The sequence below is a fragment of the Saccharopolyspora hattusasensis genome (assembly GCF_050972075.1).
In the GTDB taxonomy this organism is placed as follows: Bacteria; Actinomycetota; Actinomycetes; order Mycobacteriales; family Pseudonocardiaceae; genus Saccharopolyspora; species Saccharopolyspora hattusasensis.
The window spans coordinates 884883-902778 of the sequence record NZ_JBPCDC010000001.1; the positions used below are offsets into that span (position 1 = coordinate 884883).

General features: G+C 68.6%; 13 protein-coding genes. All 13 read right to left on the minus strand.

Translation table 11 applies throughout. The annotated features are described in order from the left end of the window. Positions 1-28: 28 nt before the first annotated feature. The gene (locus tag ACRXBZ_RS04165; RefSeq protein ID WP_433877869.1) at positions 29-1480 is read right to left on the minus strand and encodes a glutamate synthase subunit beta; all 1452 of its coding nucleotides are present in this window, start codon (positions 1478-1480) and stop codon (positions 29-31) included. Then, complete coding sequence (gene gltB, locus ACRXBZ_RS04170; protein ID WP_433877870.1) at positions 1473-6038, minus strand: glutamate synthase large subunit; 4566 nt, start codon at positions 6036-6038, stop codon at positions 1473-1475. The genes ACRXBZ_RS04165 and gltB overlap by 8 nt, the downstream gene beginning before the upstream one ends. A 491-nt stretch (positions 6039-6529) precedes the next feature. Beyond that, on the minus strand, positions 6530-7843 hold the full coding sequence (locus tag ACRXBZ_RS04175) for a glycosyltransferase family 87 protein (protein ID WP_433877871.1): 1314 nt from the start codon (positions 7841-7843) through the stop codon (positions 6530-6532). 524 nt (positions 7844-8367) lie between these two features. Beyond that, positions 8368-8910, minus strand: coding sequence for a DUF5753 domain-containing protein (locus ACRXBZ_RS04180; protein WP_433877872.1), 543 nt, complete (start codon positions 8908-8910; stop codon positions 8368-8370). Positions 8911-8968: 58 nt separating this feature from the next. Beyond that, the gene (locus ACRXBZ_RS04185) at positions 8969-9454 is read right to left on the minus strand and encodes a cupin domain-containing protein (RefSeq protein ID WP_433877873.1); all 486 of its coding nucleotides are present in this window, start codon (positions 9452-9454) and stop codon (positions 8969-8971) included. 16 nt (positions 9455-9470) lie between these two features. Then, positions 9471-10502 carry an Rrf2 family transcriptional regulator gene (locus tag ACRXBZ_RS04190; protein WP_433877874.1) on the minus strand — a complete coding sequence of 344 codons (1032 nt, stop codon included), beginning with the start codon at positions 10500-10502 and terminating at the stop codon, positions 9471-9473. A 9-nt stretch (positions 10503-10511) separates the two neighbouring features. Further along, a complete protein-coding gene (locus tag ACRXBZ_RS04195; RefSeq protein ID WP_433877875.1) occupies positions 10512-11477 on the minus strand; it encodes an ABC transporter substrate-binding protein in 966 nt (321 codons plus the stop codon). A gap of 16 nt (positions 11478-11493) precedes the next feature. After that, on the minus strand, positions 11494-12024 hold the full coding sequence (locus ACRXBZ_RS04200; protein ID WP_433877876.1) for a class II aldolase/adducin family protein: 531 nt from the start codon (positions 12022-12024) through the stop codon (positions 11494-11496). 8 nt (positions 12025-12032) lie between these two features. Beyond that, positions 12033-13133, minus strand: a complete 1101-nt coding sequence (locus tag ACRXBZ_RS04205) for an LLM class flavin-dependent oxidoreductase (RefSeq protein ID WP_433877877.1) — start codon at positions 13131-13133, stop codon at positions 12033-12035. Beyond that, complete coding sequence (locus ACRXBZ_RS04210) at positions 13130-13867, minus strand: ABC transporter ATP-binding protein (protein ID WP_433877878.1); 738 nt, start codon at positions 13865-13867, stop codon at positions 13130-13132. Before ACRXBZ_RS04210 ends, ACRXBZ_RS04205 begins: the two co-directional genes overlap by 4 nt. Beyond that, positions 13840-14700, minus strand: coding sequence for an ABC transporter permease (locus tag ACRXBZ_RS04215; RefSeq protein WP_433877879.1), 861 nt, complete (start codon positions 14698-14700; stop codon positions 13840-13842). The genes ACRXBZ_RS04210 and ACRXBZ_RS04215 overlap by 28 nt, the downstream gene beginning before the upstream one ends. Before the next feature lie 143 nt (positions 14701-14843). Then, positions 14844-16616 (minus strand): IS1182 family transposase, encoded by a 1773-nt coding sequence (locus ACRXBZ_RS04220; RefSeq protein ID WP_433877880.1) that lies wholly within the window; start codon positions 16614-16616, stop codon positions 14844-14846. Positions 16617-17127: 511 nt separating this feature from the next. Then, on the minus strand, positions 17128-17745 hold the full coding sequence (gene wrbA, locus ACRXBZ_RS04225) for an NAD(P)H:quinone oxidoreductase (RefSeq protein ID WP_010311680.1): 618 nt from the start codon (positions 17743-17745) through the stop codon (positions 17128-17130). Positions 17746-17896 lie beyond the last annotated feature (151 nt).

Consider the following 17896-nt stretch of genomic DNA (forward strand, 5'->3'; position numbering starts at 1 on the left):
GCTCAAAGGTGCCCCTCACCTCGAATAATTACGTGATTGGGCGGTCTGTTGGGGCGATTGGAGTTGGGAGGATGGCTCGGCCGGTCAGGTAGTGGTCGACTCCTGCTGCCGCCGAGCGGCCCTCGGCTATCGCCCAGACGATCAGGGACTGGCCTCGGCCGATGTCCCCCGCCGTGAAGACCCCGTCCACACTTGACATGAAGTTCTCGTCGCGGGCGACGTTGCCGCGTGCGTCCAGGGTGACGCCCAGCTGTTCCAGCAGACCTGCTCGTTCCGGGCCCACGAAGCCCATCGCGAGCAGCACCAGCTGTGCCGGGAGCTCCCGCTCTGTGCCTTGCACCGGCTCGAAGCCGGCGTCGGTGCGCCGCACCTCCACCAGGCGCAGCGCTCGCACCTCGCCTTGGTCGTCGCCCAGGAACTCCTGGGTGTTGACCGAGTACAGGCGCTCCCCGCCCTCCTCGTGCGCCGAGGAGACCCGGTAGATCATCGGGTAGGTCGGCCACGGGTGCGACTCGGATCGGGACGCCGGCGGCATCGGCATGATCTCCAGCTGCGTGACCGAAGCCGCGCCCTGCCGGTGCGCCGTACCCACGCAGTCCGCTCCCGTGTCACCGCCGCCGATGACCACCACGTGCTTGCCCTCGGCGTGGATCGGCGAGCGCGCCAGGTCGCCCTCCTGCACCTTGTTCGCCAGCGGCAGGTACTCCATCGCCTGGTGCACGCCGTCCAGTTCACGCCCCGGCACCGGCAGGTCGCGGGCCTGCGTCGCGCCGCCCGCGAGCACCACCGCGTCGTAGTCGGCGCGCAGCTGCTCGACCGTCACGTCCACGCCGACGTTCACGCCGGTGCGGAATTCGGTGCCTTCGGCCCGCATCTGGCCCAGGCGCCGGTCCAGCCGGCGCTTCTCCAGCTTGAACTCCGGGATGCCGTAGCGCAGCAGCCCGCCGATGCGGTCCGCCCGCTCGTAGACAACCACCCGGTGGCCCACGCGGGTCAGCTGCTGCGCCGCCGCGAGTCCGGCGGGCCCGGAGCCGACCACGGCGACTTTCTTGCCCGTGACGGCGCGAGGCAGCTGCGGCCGGATTAAGCCGTCGTCCCAGGCCTTGTCGGTGATCGTGATCTCGACCTGCTTGATGCTGACCGGGTCGGAGTTGATGCCGACGACGCAGGCCGTCTCGCACGGCGCGGGGCACAACGTCCCGGTGAACTCCGGGAAGTTGTTCGTGGCGTGCAACCGCTGCGCGGCCTCCTGCCAGTCGTCCCGCCACACCAGGTCGTTCCACTCCGGAATCAGGTTGCCCAGCGGGCAGCCCTGGTGGCAGAACGGGATCCCGCAGTCCATGCAGCGGCCGGCCTGCTTCTGCAGCTTGGGCTGTTCCAACTCCAGGTAGACCTCGCGCCAGTCCTTGATGCGCACGTCCACCGGGCGACGCTGCGGCATTTCCCGCGGTGTCGTCATGAATCCCTTGGGATCAGCCATGTGCGGCCTCCATGATCGCCTCGTTGACGTCGCGCCCGTCGCGTTCGGCGGCGCTTCGGGCTGCGAGCACCCGCTTGAAGTCCTTCGGCATGACCTTCCCGAAGCGTTCGACCGCGGTGTCCCAGTCGGCCAGCAGTTCCCGCGCCACGGCCGACTCGGTCTGCTCGTAGTGCCGCCGCAGCCGGTCGTGCAGGAACTCGCGGTCCGCGGCGTCCAGCGGGTCCAGGTCGGCCATCTCGGGGTTGATCCGCTTGGGGTTCAGGTCCAGCAGGTACGCGATGCCGCCGGACATGCCGGCCGCGAAGTTGCGCCCGGTGCTGCCGAGGATCACCACGCGACCACCGGTCATGTACTCGCAACCGTGGTCACCGACGCCTTCGACGACGGCCACGGCACCCGAGTTGCGCACCGCGAACCGCTCGCCGACCACGCCGCGCACGAACATCTCGCCACCGGTCGCGCCGTAGAGCAGCACGTTTCCGGCGATGATGTTCTGCTCGGCCGCGAACGGCGCCGAAGCGTCCGGGCGAACCACGATTCGCCCGCCGGACAAGCCCTTTCCGACGTAGTCGTTGGCGTCGCCCAGCAGCCGCAGGGTGATGCCCCGCGGCAGGAACGCGCCGAAGGACTGCCCGGCCGATCCGGTGAACGTCACGTCGATGGTGTCGTCCGGCAGGCCTTCGCCGCCCCACCGCCGGGTCAGCTCCGAGCCGAGCATGGTTCCGACCGTGCGGTTGACGTTGCGCACCGGCATGTCCAGCCGGGCCGGGGTGCCTTCCTTCAGGGCCCCCTCGCACAGCTGGATCAGCGTGTTGTCCAGCGCCTTCTCCAGACCGTGGTCCTGCTCGGCGGTCTGGTGCCGCGCAGCGCCGCGCGGCAGTTCCGGCACGTGCGTGATCGGCGCCAGGTCGAGACCCTGAGCCTTCCAGTGCCGCACCGCCTCGGAGGTGTCCAGCAGGCCGGCGTTCCCGATCGCCTCGGCGAGTGTCCGGAATCCCAGCGCTGCCAGGTATTCCCGCACTTCCTGCGCGATGAACTCGAAGAAGTTCACCACGTATTCGGCCTTGCCGGTGAACTTCTCGCGCAGCTGCGGGTTCTGGGTGGCTACGCCCACCGGGCAGGTGTCGAGGTGGCAGACCCGCATCATGATGCAGCCGGAGACCACCAGCGGCGCGGTGGCGAAACCGTATTCCTCGGCACCCAGCAGAGCCGCGATCACCACGTCGCGGCCGGTCTTGAGCTGACCATCGGTCTGCACCACGATCCGGTCGCGCAGGTCGTTGGCCAGCAGCGTCTGCTGCGTCTCGGCCAACCCGAGTTCCCACGGACCACCCGCATGCTTGATCGACGACAGCGGCGAAGCACCGGTGCCGCCGTCGTGCCCGGAGATCAGCACGACATCGGCGTGCGCCTTGGACACCCCCGCGGCAACCGTGCCGACCCCGACCTCGGACACCAGCTTGACGTGGATCCGCGCCCTGGGGTTGGCGTTCTTCAGGTCGTGGATGAGCTGCGCCAGGTCCTCGATCGAGTAGATGTCGTGGTGCGGTGGCGGGGAGATCAGGCCCACGCCCGGAGTGGAGTGCCGGGTCTTGGCCACCCACGGGTACACCTTGTGGCCGGGCAGCTGCCCGCCCTCGCCGGGCTTCGCGCCCTGCGCCATCTTGATCTGGATGTCGTCGGAGTTGACCAGGTACTCGCTGGTCACGCCGAACCTGCCGCTGGCGACCTGCTTGATCGCCGAGCGCCGCGAATCGCCGCTGGTGTCCGGGGTGAAGCGCTCGGCGTCCTCGCCGCCCTCGCCGGTGTTGGATTTGCCGCCCAACCGGTTCATCGCGATGGCCAGCACCTCGTGCATCTCCTGCGAGATGGAGCCGTAGGAGATGGCGCCGGTGGCGAACCGCTTCACGATGGACGAGACCGGCTCGACCTGCTCGATCGGCACCGGTTTTCGCGCGCCCTCGCGGAATTTGAACAGCCCGCGCAGGGTCATCAGCTCCCGCGACTGGTCGTCGACGGCCCTGGTGTACTCCTTGAACACCTCGTAGCGGCCGCTGCGGGTGGAGTGCTGGAGTTTGAACACCGTCTGCGGGTTGAACAGGTGCGGCTCGCCTTCGCGCCGCCACTGGTACTCGCCGCCGACCTGCAGCGTCCGGTGCGGCGCCGCCACGCCGTCGGACGGGTAGGCCCGGCGGTGGCGTTCGGCGATCTCCTGCGCCAGCACGTCGAATCCGACGCCGCCGAGCCGCGAAGTGGTGCCGGTGAAGCACTGCTGCACGACCTCGTCGCCGAGCCCGATGGCCTCGAAGATCTGCGCACCGGTGTAGGAGGCCACAGTGGACACGCCCATCTTGGACATGGTCTTGCGAACGCCCTTGCCCAGCGCCTTGATGAGGTTCGCGGTCGCTTGCTTTGCGTCCACGCCCTGGATGACTCCGCCGCGAACCAGGTCCTCAACGGTGGCCATCGCCACATACGGGTTAACGGCGGCGGCGCCGTAACCGATGAGCAAAGCGACATGGTGCACTTCGCGGACGTCACCGGCTTCGACGATCAGGCCCACCTGGGTGCGCTTCTTCTCGCGCACCAGGTGGTGGTGCACGGCACCGGTGGCCAGCAGCGACGGGATCGGCGCGTGCTCGGCGTCGGCCGAGCGGTCCGAGAGCACCAGCACGTGCGCCCCGTCCGCGACGGCGGCCGAGACCTCTTCGCAGATCTCGTCGAGCCGCGTGCGCAGCGCCTCGCCACCACCTGCGACGTGGTAGGTAATCTGGATCACCGCGGGCTTGAGGCCCGGACGGTCGCCGTCGTCGTTGAGGTGCACGATCTTGGCGAGCTCGTCGTTGTCCAGCACCGGGAACGGCAGCGCCAAGTTCCGGCAGGCCCGCGGGTCGTGGTCGAGCAGGTTGTGCTCGGGCCCGACGTGGGTGCGCAGCGAGGTGACCAGCTCTTCCCGGATCGCGTCCAGCGGCGGGTTGGTGACCTGCGCGAAGAGCTGCGTGAAGTAGTCGAACAGCTGCCGTGGCCGCTCGGAGAAGGCGGCGAAGGGCACGTCGTTGCCCATCGAGCCGATCGGCTCGGCGCCGGTGGTGGCCATCGGCTTGAGCAGGACGCCCAGCTCTTCCTGCGAGTAGCCGAAGACCTGCTGCCGGTGCACCAGCGAGTCGTGCGAGGGCAGCTCGCGCTCGCGGTCCGGCAGGTCCGCCAGGTGCACCACGCCCGCGTCCAGCCACTCCTGGTACGGGAATTCGGCGGCGAGTTCGCCCTTGATCTCGTCGTCGTCGATGATGCGGCCCTTGCCAGTGTCGACCAGGAACATCCGGCCCGGCTGCAGGCGGCCCTTGCGGACGATCCTGTCCGCGTCGACCTCCAGCACGCCGACTTCGCTGGCGAGCACCACGAGCCCGTCCTCGGTGACCCAGTAGCGCCCCGGCCGCAGGCCGTTGCGGTCGAGCACCGCGCCGATCTGGGTGCCGTCGGTGAACGCCACCAGCGCCGGGCCGTCCCAGGGTTCCATCAGGTAGTTGTGGAACTCGTAGAACGCGCGGCGGGCCGGGTCCATCTCGGCGTGGTTCTCCCACGCCTCCGGGATCATCATCAGCACCGCGTGCGGCAGCGACCGGCCGCCCAGGTGCAGCAGTTCCAGCACCTCGTCGAAGGTCGCCGAGTCGCTGGCGTCCGGGGTGGCGATCGGGAACAGCCGCCGCAGGTCACCGGGGATCAGGTCGGTGGCCAGCATGCTCTCCCGGGTCCGCATCCAGTTGCGGTTGCCCTTGAGCGTGTTGATCTCGCCGTTGTGCGCGATGAACCGGTACGGGTGCGCCAGCGGCCACGACGGGAACGTGTTGGTGGAGAACCGGCTGTGCACCAGGCCGATCGCGCTGGCGAAGCGTTCGTCGCGCAGGTCGGGGTAGAACCCGCCGAGCTGGGCCTCGGTCAGCATCCCCTTGTAGACGATGGTGCGCGCCGACAGGCTCGGGAAGTACACGTCGGCTTCGTGCTCGGCCCGCTTGCGGACGCAGAACGCCCGCCGCTCGAACTCCAGCGCCGTCTCGCCGTGCGCGGCATCGGTGCCGTGGCCGACGAAGAGCTGCCGGAAGCCGGGCATCGTTTCGCGCGCCGAACTGCCGGCGCAGCCGGTTTCCACCGGCAGTTCGCGCCAGCCGAGCAGCCGCAGGCCCTCCTCGGTCACGATCCGCTCGATGGTCGCCACCGCGTGCGCCGCGTCATCGGTGTCGGCGGGCAGGAACGCGGTTCCCGCCGCGTAACCGCCGCGTTCGGGCAGCTCGAAGGGTACGACGGCGCGGAAGAACTCGTCCGGGATCTGGGTCAGCAGACCGACGCCGTCCCCGGTCTCGGGGTCGGCGCCCTTGGCGCCGCGGTGCTCCAGGTTGCGCAGCGCCGTCAGCGCTTTCGCAACCAGGTCGTGGCTACGCCGACCGCGCAGGTCGGCGACGAAGGCGACACCGCACGCGTCGTGTTCGTTGGCCGGGTCGTAGAGACCGTGGGCAGCGGCGCTACGTTGCGCCGATTTTCTTGCATGGTGGGAAAGGGGCATCAGACCTCCCGTCGTCAGGCCGCGGGCTGCAGCAGGGCATGACCCACCCACTGAGATCCCGCAAGAGCCTTTGGGGGCACTGACAAAAGGATGCGCCGTTGCACTCTTGGTCAGTTTGAGGCACTCTACATAGCGAGCGGCCGAAAAGCTACCGTTGAGTAACACGAAGTTAAGCGAAGATTACGGGGCTCCCGGCCATTGGGACATCGTTGTCGCAGCCCCTGCGGGCTCGGGAATTCTGCACCACGGCAATGTCCATACGCGACCGTTTGGCGCTCCGAGTGGCGTTGTTCACGATCTTCTTGCGGAGCACCGAATCATTGCCCAACCCTTCGGATTCGGTTCTCCAGCCAAGCGTTTTCCGTAATCGACCGCACACCGAGCGTGCAGTACGGCAGAATCATCCGGTCCCGACGAATTCGTCCCGTTGACCGTCCAATGTCGAGAAGATGCCGGAAAACCCGGCGCCGGAGGAGCGGCGGGCAGCCGAATCAACTCCGGATCGCGGGCGTCGCGAACGGTTCTTCCGGCGCAACCACCAACGGACAATTTAGGGCAAACCGACCGAGGAGCGTGACCAGCACCAAACCGAGCAGCAGATAGGGGTTGCCGAACAGGTGCTGCAGCGGCGTCCACGGCGGGCCGGTGGGCAGCATCCTGAACGATGCGACGAGCACGGTCACCAGGGTCACCCCGGCGACCACGAGCCAACCCGGGCTGCGCAGTCGGGCTGCGTAGGCGAGCAGCACCAGCAGCCCGGGCCCGCACCAGACCCAATGATCCGACCACGACGTCGGCGACACCAGCAGCGCCAACAGGCCGTTGGCGGTCACGGCGAGCGTCGGCTCGGACCGGCGGATCGCGAACGCCACGACGGCCACGCAGGCCAGCGAGATCGCCAGCCACAGCCCGTTCTGCGCCACCGCGGGCAGTTCCAGCCGGGCCAAGCCGCCCATGATCGACTGGTTGGTGTGGAAGGCGGAGCCGCTGACGCCGTGCGCCGGACCTTTGCCGAACCAGTACTCCACTGCCGCCTGGTAGTTCAGCGCGAAGCCCGCCAGGGTGCCGAGCGCGGCGGTCGCCACCGCGGTCACCACCGCCCGGAAGTCCTTTCGGAACAGGAAGAACAGCAGGAATGCCGCAGGGGTGAGCTTGATCGCCGCGGCGATGCCGATCAGCAGCCCGCGCGGCCAGCGCGGGTTGCGCGCCAGGCAATCGACGATCACCAGGCCCATCAGGGCGATGTTGATCTGGCCGAGCCCGAACGAGGCGTAGACAGGCTCCAGGAACAGCGTCCACGGCAGCAGCGCCACCGCCACCGCGAACGCCCCGCGCCTGCCGACCACCGGCCACAGGTGCCGGGTGACCAGGTACAGCGCCGCGCCGATGGCGAGCAGGTCCACGACGTAGAGCGCGACCAGCCCGGCGACGAACGGCAGCAGCGCGAACGGCAGCAGCGGCAGCAGCGCGAACGGCGGGTACACCCAGGGCAGCACCCGGCCGATGCTGACGGTCGGGGCGGTGTTCATGATGTCGCCACCGGCCAGCCAGGTGTGCACCGCCCAGCGGTACACCTGGTAGTCGATGCCGGATCCCTGGTCCAGGCCGGCCCGGCGCATCAGCACCAGCAGCGTGAAGGATGCGATCAGCAGCGGCACCGAGAGCGCGATGATGACGCGAGAGTAGTTCACGACGATTCGGCGAAGCCGGCCCGGCAGGCCGCCGAGGTTCAGGACAGCATGGCCGGACTCGAACTGCACCGTGGCCAACTGGGTCCTCTCGATCAGGCGACCGGCGTCGACCACCGTCGCGTGATCACCCGATCATGCCGAGTTCGCCAGGTCGCGGGAAACACCCGTGAACAACCGAGGAACTCTAACCCACCTCCGACCTCGGCCGGCACGCGCCTCGCCGCCGGACAACGAGTTACCGGGCGGTTCCATAGAGTGATTCCAGCACCTTGGCCAGCAGTTCGCCCAGTTTCTCCCGTTCGTCCGCCGCACGTCGAGCTCCCGGCGGTCGCGCCGGGACGAGGTGCGGGTGATCAGACCTCCGCCTCCAGCCGGGCCAGCCGCTTGGTGGTGGCCGCCCCGGAGGACAGCGTCTCCTTGGTGAGCCCGACCCGTGGTGTACGAGATGGCGCTGGATCTCCTCCGCGTCGAACCCGAGCAGAGCATGCTCGTCGCGGCACACCCCTGGGACCTGCGCGCCGCAGCGGCGAAAGGCAACCGAACGGCATACGAAGGCTAACGTTCCGCCATCGCGATCCTTGGTGTCCCGAACCCCGACAAGACCGGGCGCGAACCCGACCTCGACGCAGTTGTGGGTTTCATTGCTGCGGCTGGACTTTCGCCAACCTGTGAGCTGACTTTCGTTCTCCACCTTGTTTATTCCTCGCCTCACGGACCAGTTGCAATGACCTGTCGGCCGACGCCGCAGCGCCGAGCACGTGACGCCACGTGCGGCGATACGTGCCGACGGCCTCCCGATCGTCCACGTAGCGAGCTTCTCCCAACAGATCGAGATAAACCAGGCCCGGATGGCCCTGCAACGATGGCGGAAACGTCATCAGCGTCCAAGATGTGCCCTGCCCCTGATGTGCGCCGGCATTGAGTGGCAGGACTTGCAGATCGACAGTCGGAGTCCGTGCGACCTCCAAGAGGTAGTCGAGTTGCTCCCGCATCGCAGCAGCGTCCCCACGATTCCGGTACAACACGCTTTCTTCGACAACGACATGCAGTTCGACCGGCCGATCTGACCTGATGAAGATCTGCTTGCGCTCCATGCGCGCCTCGACCAGTTGCTTGACCTCCAGATCCGACCGGTTCGGATCGGCACGAAACGGCTGGACCAACCCCCGAGCACGAGTCATCGTCGAAGCCTGGTGCCCGTGCGCGCGCCCGGGACCAGGGTCCTGAGCGCCCCGGTCCTCAGCTCTCCTCCGGGTCCAGGTGGTACAGCTCAGGGAGGTTGACCACGATCGCCTCCTGGGTGCTGCGGGCGATCACCACCACCGCCGGGTCGTTCGGGTCCGGGTTCTCCTCGCGGTGCGGCACGAATGGCGGCACGAAGATGTAGTCGCCCGGCTCGGTCTTGATCCGGATCTCCTCGACGCCGTCGTGGAAGACGAATTCCGGGTGGCCGCTGACCACGTAGATCGCCGTCTCCGCGTCGCCGTGGTGGTGGTTGTCCGACGACGTCGACGGGCCGACGTGCGTCTCCCCCATCCAGATCCGCTCCGAACCGACCAGGTCACCGCTGATCGCCGCGAGCCGCCGCATGCCCTCGGTCTGCGCGGTCTTGTTGTCGAGGTCGGCGGCCCGGACGTGGTGCAGCCGGGTGCGCAGCGAGCGGCGCCGTTCCTCGGGCACCGAGGTCGCGAGATCCGGGTGGAACGCGTCATGCTGGGTGGTCATCAGATTCCTTCCTTGCTCACCGATCGCCGACCAGCGGCGCCCCGTCGAGGAACGCGGCGACCTGACGGCCGAGCTCGCGCCACACCTCGGCGCCGGGTGAACCGTTGTGCACCGAGGTAACCCCACCTTCGACCGCTCGCACAACCTCGCCGATGGTGATCTTCTCGGCCGGCCGCGCCAGCGAGTAGCCGCCGTCGCAGCCGCGCTGGCTGGTCACCAGCCCGGCCCGCCGCAGCTCGACCATCAGGTTGACCAGCGAATTCAGCGGGATACCCTGGTTCCGGGCGATGACCTCGCACTTGACCGGTTCGCTGCCGCTCCCGACCAGTTCACGCAGCGCCCGCACCGAGTAGTCGGTACGGGCCGAGATGTGCACCGGAGCGGACCTGCGGGCGCGCGGCGCGGCCAGCGTCTCGGGCAGCAGCACCGCGCCCTTGCCGATCTCCTCGCAGAACAGCACGATGCGCGCGGCCACGCTCCGGTGGAACTTGTCGTTGAGGATGTCGTGCACGCCGTCCTTGAACACCGCCAGCGAACTCTGCGGGTGCTTGGCCGCCAGCGAGGTCACCGGGGCGACCGGCGCGAGCGTGTCCGCGTCGCCGTGCAGCAGCAGGACCGGCACGTCGGGCAGCTGCTTCGGCGGCTCGGGGACGTCCTCGGTCAACCGGCCCCACTCGAACTCCGGATCGTTCTCCAGCAGTTCGCGGTGCACCGGGCACGACGTGCGCGCCCCGATCTCGTCGGCCCGGTCGACCGGACTCTGCCCCCGGGCGAGCGGGGTGCCCGCGAGGATCAGGCCGTCCACCTCGATCTCCAGCCCGAGCGCCCACGCACGCAGCGCCCCGACGTCGGTGCCGACCAGGAACCGAGCCGCGCCGGGGTGGAACCACGTCTCGGGATCGGTGTCCGGTTCCGGCACCACCACGCCGTAGCCGTCGGCGGACAGTCTCCGGCCGAAGCGCTGGTAAACGGCCGGGTTCTCGCCTCTGCCGAGCAGCACCGCCAAGGTGCCGCGGCAGGCCCCCTCAGGAGCCCAAGTCCGGCTCATGTCAACTCCTCACTTGCCGGGGTACAGGTCCCGGTCGCAGGCCTTGGTCACGTCCACCCGCTTGCGCAGCACGCCCGCCTCGTAGTAGCGGTCGGCCACGGCTTGCAGGCCGGCGACCACATCATCGGTCAACGGCCGGACCTCCTGCTTGGTCCGGGTCAGGATCTGATGCGCCACCTGCGGTTCCAGCGACGTCAGCTTCTCGTAGACGCGCTGGTACTCCTCGGGGTGCTCGTCGCTCCACCGCCACGCCGCCTCGAACCGGCGCATCGCGTCGGCCAGCGCCTCCCGCTTGAGCGGGTCCGCGGCGGCCGCGGTGGACACCGACAGGATGCCGTTGCGGCCGTTGATGCCTTGGCCGTCGCGGATCACCCGGGCTCCGGCGTTTTCCGCGATCGACAGGTACGGGTCGAAGGTCGCCCAGGCATCGATGTGCCCGGCGCTGAAGCCCGCCTGCGCGTCTGTCGGCAGGCTGAAGGTGATCTGCACGTCCTGCTGCGTCAGCCCGGCCTCCTCCAGCGCGCCGAGCGCGGTGTAGTGCGAGACGCTGCCGGGCGCGGTGGAAACCACGAGGTGCTTGCCGCGCAGGTCGGCCACGGTGCGGATCGGCGATCCCGGGGGCACGATGATCGCCGTCGATGACGGGGACGCCGCGGTGGCCACGGCGGGCCGGGCCGGCACGCCACCGGCGATGGCCTGCACCGTGGGCGCGTCGGCTGCGGTCGCGGTGTCCACGTCGCCGGAGCGCATGGCCTCGAAAAGCGGTGCCGCGCCTTGAAAGTTGGCCCAGCGGATCTTGTAGGGGGCGTCCTTGAACGCTCCGGACGCTTCCACCCTGGCGCGCAGTCCACCGGCCTGGTCGCCGAGCACCAGGGTCACGTCGGACAGCGATTTGGGCGAGTTGCTCCCGGCGCAGCCGGCCACGGCGAGAAGCACCGCGCCCAGCACCGCCACCAGGGTTCTAGTCGTTCGCACTCTGTTGTCTCCAGTCTCAGTCGAGCAGATCCGGCTGCTCGTGCACGATCTCCTCGAAGAGCGGGGCGAAGGTCACCCAGCCCGGATCGCGGTGCTCCTGGTACCGCTGCCGGGTGTGCTGCGCGATCTCGTGCGGGATCAGCTGCAGCGGCCCGGCCGCCTGGGCGACGACCTGGACCTTCGGGTTCCGCTCGGCGGCGGCGTACAGCGACACCGCCTCCTCCAGGCTGCGGCCGACGGTCAGCAACCCGTGGTTGGCCAGAATGGCCAGCCTGCGCTGTCCGAGCGTCGAGGCGATCCGGCGGCCTCGATGTCGTCGAAGCCGGGCCGGGCCGGGAAGCTGTTCTGCCGCAGGGAAAGCGACCGGGCGAACTCGGATCGCCCAGGTGCGGCGGTGGTCATGATGTTCTCCTCTTGGTGTCTCCGCGCGCTGACCGGTGGCGATTTCGCGCGAAATCGCCGTTCCCCACGCCTGGCAGGTGGCGATTTCGCGCGAAATCGCCGTTCCCCACGCCTGACCGGTGGCGATTTCGCGCGAAATCGCCACACCTCGTGTCAGGCCGCGGCGCGGCGGGCGATTTCCTGGCGCACCAACGGGATCAGCTCGCGGCCGTAGTCGACCGCGTCGTCGAACGGGTCGTAGCCGCGGATCAGCAGGGTCGTCACGCCGATGTCGACGTAGTCCAGCAGCGCCGCCGCCACCGTCTCTGGAGTTCCCACGAGCGCGGTCGAGTTGCCCGCCGCGTTCGTGGCCGCCGCCGTGGGTGTCCACAGTGCACGGTCGTGCAGCTCTCCCGCCTCGGCGGCGGCGAGGAGTCGCTGCGAGCCGACGTTGGCGACCTGCTGGCCCGGTTTGAGGGTCTTCGGCCCGGTGAACGACGCCAATCCGCCGCGCGCGGCGTTGATCCGGTCGAGGATGCGGTGCGCCCGCTCCCACGCCTGCTCCTCGGTCGCGGCCAGGATCGGCCGGAACGACACGCTGATCCGCGGCGGCTCGGAGCGCCCGGCATCGGCTGCGGCCTTGCGGACCGCAACGATCTGCTCGGCCGTCTGCGCCAGCGGCTCGCCCCACATCGCGTAGACGTCGGCGTGCTTGCCTCCGACGCGAAGCGCGGCCTCCGAGGAGCCGCCGAAGTACAGCGGAATCCCGGACTGCTGCACCGGGCGGACGACCGCGTTGTAGTCCTCGAAACGATAGTGCGCGCCCTCGTGGCTCACGGGCCCCTCGGCGGTCCACACCCGGCGGAGGACGTCCAGGTACTCGTCGGTGCGCGCGTATCGCTCGTCCTTGCCCAGGTAGTCGCCGTCGCGGCGCTGGTCCGCGTCGTTGCCGCCGGTGATGATGTGCACCGCGATCCGGCCGCCGGTGAGGTGGTCGGCGGTGGCGAAGGTGCGGGCCGCCAGCGTCGGGGCCACGAAGCCGGGCCGGTGCGCGATCAGGAAGCCGAGCCGCTCGGTGTGCGCCGCCGCGTAGGCGGCCAGCTGGGTGTTCTCCGGGCTGCTCGACCCGTAGCCGATCAGCACCCGGTCGAACCCGGCCGCCTCGTGGGCCTGGGCGAACTTGCGCAGGAACGCCGGGTTGACCACCGGTCCGTCGGCGGCGTGGATCTCCGAGACGTGCTGCGCCCCGATCATCCCGATGAACTCGACGGTCATGACGAACTCCCTTCTCCGGTCCCGACACCCAGCCAGGACAGCAATTCCGCGCGCAGCGCCAGGAAAGCCGGATCGGTCACATCGCGTGGGCGGTCCAGGTCCAGTACCTGGTCGTAGCCGATGCGGCCGTCGCGCATCACCAGCACCCGGTCGGCCAGCAGCAGCGCCTCCTCCACGTCGTGCGTGACGAGCAAGATCGCGCAGCCGTGGCGTTGCCACAGCTCGCCGACCAGCTGCTGGGCCTTGATGCGGGTCAGCGCGTCCAGCGCCGAGAACGGCTCGTCCAGCAGCAGCAGGTCCGGTTCTCGTACCAGTGCGCGCGCCAGCGACGCCCGCTGCGCCTCCCCGCCGGAGAGCACCTTCGGCCACACGTCCACGCGGTGGCCGAGACCGACCTCTTCCAGTGCCGCCACCGCCCGCGCCTTGTCCTGGCGACCGGAAAGTCCGAGGATCACATTGCGCCACACGCGTTTCCACGGCATCAGCCGCGGCGCCTGGAACGCCACCGCGCGCCGGACGGCCACCTCGACCTCGCCGGTCACCTCTCGGTCGAGGTCGGCCAGGATCCGCAGCAGCGTGCTCTTGCCGCAGCCGCTCGGGCCGAGCAGCGCCACGAACTGACCGGGTTCGATCTCCAGGTCCAGGTCGTCGAGCACGGTGCGGTCGCCGAAGCGTCGGCTCAGGCCGCGCACCGACGCGGGTTTCACTACGCTCCGCTGAACGCCGGTCGCCATGCCAGCACGGTCCTTTCCAGCAGTCGGACGATGAAGTCGGCGACGAGGCCGAGCAGTGCGTACAGCACCAGGCAGACCACGATCACGTCGGTCTGGAAGAACTCGCGGGCCATGTTCATCTCGTAGCCGATGCCCGCGGTGGCGTTGATCGTCTCGCCGAAGACCAGCGCCAGCCACGCCGAACCCAGCGAATACCGCAGCCCCACCAGGGCGTTGGGCATCGCGGCGGGCAGGATGATGTGCCGCACCTGGGCGAACCAGCCGAGCCCGAGCGTCTTGGCCGCCTCCACCAGGCCCGCGTCGACGTTGCGGATACCGCCGTAAATGTTCATGTACAGGGGGAAGGTCACGGCCAGCGCGATCAGCACGATCTTGGGCTGCTCGCCGATGCCGAACCAGATGATCAGCAGCGGGATCAGGCCGATCACCGGCACCGTGCGCAGCATCTGCATCGGCGCGTCGATGAGGTCTTCGCCGCGCCGGAACAACCCGGACAGCGTCGCCAGCACGATGGCGACGACGACGCCGACCACCAGCCCGGCGCCGACCCGTTGCAGCGAGGCCGCGATCGCCTCCTGCAGCCGCCCTTCGTCCCAGAGCTCTACCGCGGTGCCGGCGACCGTCGCGGGCGAGGCGAGGGTGTCGTCGCTGAGCACCCCGGTGCTGCTGAGGACCTGCCAGAGCACTACCAGCGCGATCGGGCTGATCAGCTTGAAAAGCCAACGGGGAACCCGGTTTTCACGCCGGGCGGTGCGGGTTTGCACGGTGGTGACGGGGATCGGGTTTCGTTCGGTCGGTGCGCCGGTGGGCGCGCGTTCGGTGGATACAGTCATCTGCACTCTCCGGAGGGCATGAGGACGCAGCGCGGCCACGACTGATCGGCCGTGCTCGGGAATTACGTAGCGCCGGAGCTGTTTCCACTGGTCAAGTGCCGTGCGCGTTTTCAGGTGCTATGGGATCCTGGTGGTTAATTGGTTCAGGCTGCCAGGCTGAGTTCGAGGCGGGAGAGGTGGCTGGTGCGGGTCCGGTCGAGCGGGTGGCCGTTCCACCAAGCGTCGAGTCTGATCAGGTTCAGTGCGGCGGCTGAGTAGACGTGGTCGAGGTGGGTCTTGGCCAGGCCTCGGTAGCGGGCACGGCGTAGTCCGGTGACGGCCGTGGCCTGGCGGATCGTGCCTTCGACGCCCGCGCGGAGGGCGTAGTCCTTCTGCCAGTCCTGGGTCTCCTGCTCGGCGCGGGCCCGTCGCAGTGCCTCGGTCATCTCCCTGGGATGTAAGGAGATCTGTCGGCGTCCGCTTTTCGCGGTGGTGCACTGCGCCCGATGTGGGCAGGAGCCACAGACCGTCTTGGAGAACGTGACCACCGTCTTGGGGACCCCGTCTTGGACACAAGGAGTCCACGACGAGCTGAGTTGTCCAGCCGGGCAGGTCACCCGTTGGGCCTGCCAGTCGACGGCGAAGTCCGACGCGGCGAATCCCTCGTGGGCCTTGGCCTGGCGGGAGCGGTCCAGCAGCACAGGGGTGATCAGCGCGATGCCGAAGTTCTCCAGGGACCCCACGATCAGTTCGGCGGACGGGTAACCGGAATCAAGGTAGTGCTCGTCGGGCAGCAGATCCCGTTTCCGCAGAGCCTGATGGATCGGTTCGAGCATCGTGCTGTCAGAGACGGTGGCGTCGGTCGTGGCGACGTTCGTGATCAGATTCGGCTTCTGCGCGGCAGGACAGCGACAGCCGGCATCCTCGGCGGGTTCCGTCGGGGCGGGAGCCGCACAGGTCTCACTGATGTGGACCTTGAAGCCGTTCCAGAACATATCCCGCTTGACGCCCCAACGGGCGTCGGTGTCGTAGGGTGAGGTCAAGCGCCGACAGCCGGGCGGGAGACCACCATCCTTATCGATGTCATTCCCCCGCCGCTTGATCACCTCTCGTCCATTCCTGGCCACGGTGCGCGTGTAGTTCTGGACCAGCACCACGCGCAGGATCTCCACGGCCGGGAGTTCACGCAGCCACGTCGGCGAGGCGGGCGCGTAGACGGCTGCCAGTAACGTGAAGCCGTCTTTGCCGTAGGACAGGGCGAGTTCGTCCTTCTTGGTCTGCGAGGCCGGCAAGCGCCAGGTGTCGATCCGCTGCTGGTAACGCCGGCTCCAGCCCGGAACGTCGAGCACCTCGGCCACCCAATGCGGGGCCGCGGCGGACAGGGCTTCCAGACAAGCCCGCACCGCCTCACCCGCCAACTCCAGCCGGTTGAGGTCCCGCACCGCGGCGATCACATGCGTGGAGTCCGTGCGTTGCTTGCCACCAGCGGTGACCAAGCCCTTGTCCCGCAACACCGCCAGCAGCAGGTCCAGGGCCTTCTCCTCCAGCCGGTGCTGGACAACGCGGGCACGGAACTCGCTGAGCACCGTGTGGTCGAAACCGGGGTCGGTCAACTCCAGCCCCAGCGCGTATTTCCAGGCGAGGTTGGTGCGCACCGCGTCGGCGGCCTGTCGGTCGGTCAGATCCTCCGCCTTCTGCAGCACCGTGATCATGGCGAGCATGCCCGGCGACCAGCCGGGCTTGCCACGAGCCCCGAACGCCGAGGCGAACTCAGCGTCCGCGAACAGCTCACCGAGCTGATCACGGACCTGCACAGCCAACGGCACCTCACGTCGCCCGCTGTACATCGCCCGGATCGCCGCGGCGATCTCCGGGACCGGCTCCGGCCAGGGCTGCGGCTGCACCGACACCACGATCTCCATCCTGCGGCCAGACACCACAAGACTGCCGCAAGATCATCATCCCGGGCCTACCCAACACACCCTCACCCAACCCGAGAATTAACCACCAGGGTCCTATGGCACCCGAAAACGCGCACGGGTTTTCTACGACGCGCGTGAAGCAGCGGAGAAAGCCGTTACCGGCAACAGAGTGCGGAGGACACGCGCACGAAGTCCACGTAACCTCGTGTCGTCAGGGCCGCTGTCCGGATCATGCCCAAGACCGTAACCGGACACCCAGGTCGTGTAAACCCAACTCCACAGATTGGGATTGTGATCGGATCCACCCGTTCAGCTGGAAGCGGAACGCGCCCACCTGGCGTAACTGTCCACAGTGCACCCCACGACGTTCACCGGCCGCTGGCTGGTCCGCGGCGGCCTCGTCGTCGCCACCATCACCCGCACCCGATCAGACGACGAGTGAAGGGCACCTCCCGCCAAGTTGGTTGGCTGAAGAGCCAAGTTGCTCGGCAAGAGGTGCCCTTTACACCGATCTCAATCGGTCGGGTCAGGCATTGGCGCCGTTCTTGAGGGCCTGGGCGACCGCGACCACGCGCTTGGCCTGGACCGCCGCGGCCGCGCGCGTGACGTCGTCGACCTTGTTCGCACCCTGGGCGTCAACGTGGCTGGTGCCGTATGGGTTGCCGTCGGCGAACTTCGCACCGTCGGTGTAGCCCGGGGCCACCACGATGCCGCCAAAGTGGTGGAACGTGTTGTACAGCGCCAGCAGCGTCGACTCCTGGCCGCCGTGCGCGGTGGAGCTGGAGGTGAAGCCGCTGTAGACCTTGTCGGCCAACTGCCCCTGCGCCCACTGGCCGCCGAGGGTGTCGATGAACTGCTTGAGCTGCGACGCGATGTTGCCGAATCGGGTCGGCGAGCCGAACAGCACCGCGTCGGCCCACACCACGTCCTCCGGGGTGGCCTCGGGGATGGACTTGGTGGCCTCGACGTTGGCGCGCCACGCCGGGTTGCTGTCGATCGCCGCGTCGGGGGCGAGCTCCGGAGCGCGCCGCAGCCGAACCTCGGCGCCGGCCGCCTCGGCCTCGGCGACCAGGGTGTTGGCGATCTCGGTGCCGGTTCCGGTGGCCGAGTAGTAGATGACGCTGACCTTGACGGGGGTGCTCACTGTCTGACTCCTGTTCGCCGGGCTGGGCGGCTGTGCCGGAACCAGTCGCCTTATCTCTTTCGAGGAAAACAATACCCGGGCGAAATCTTCTTTGCAAGAGATTTCCTGGCGAGCTGTTTCAGGTAGACTGGCGGGGCCGCAAACGCAGGAA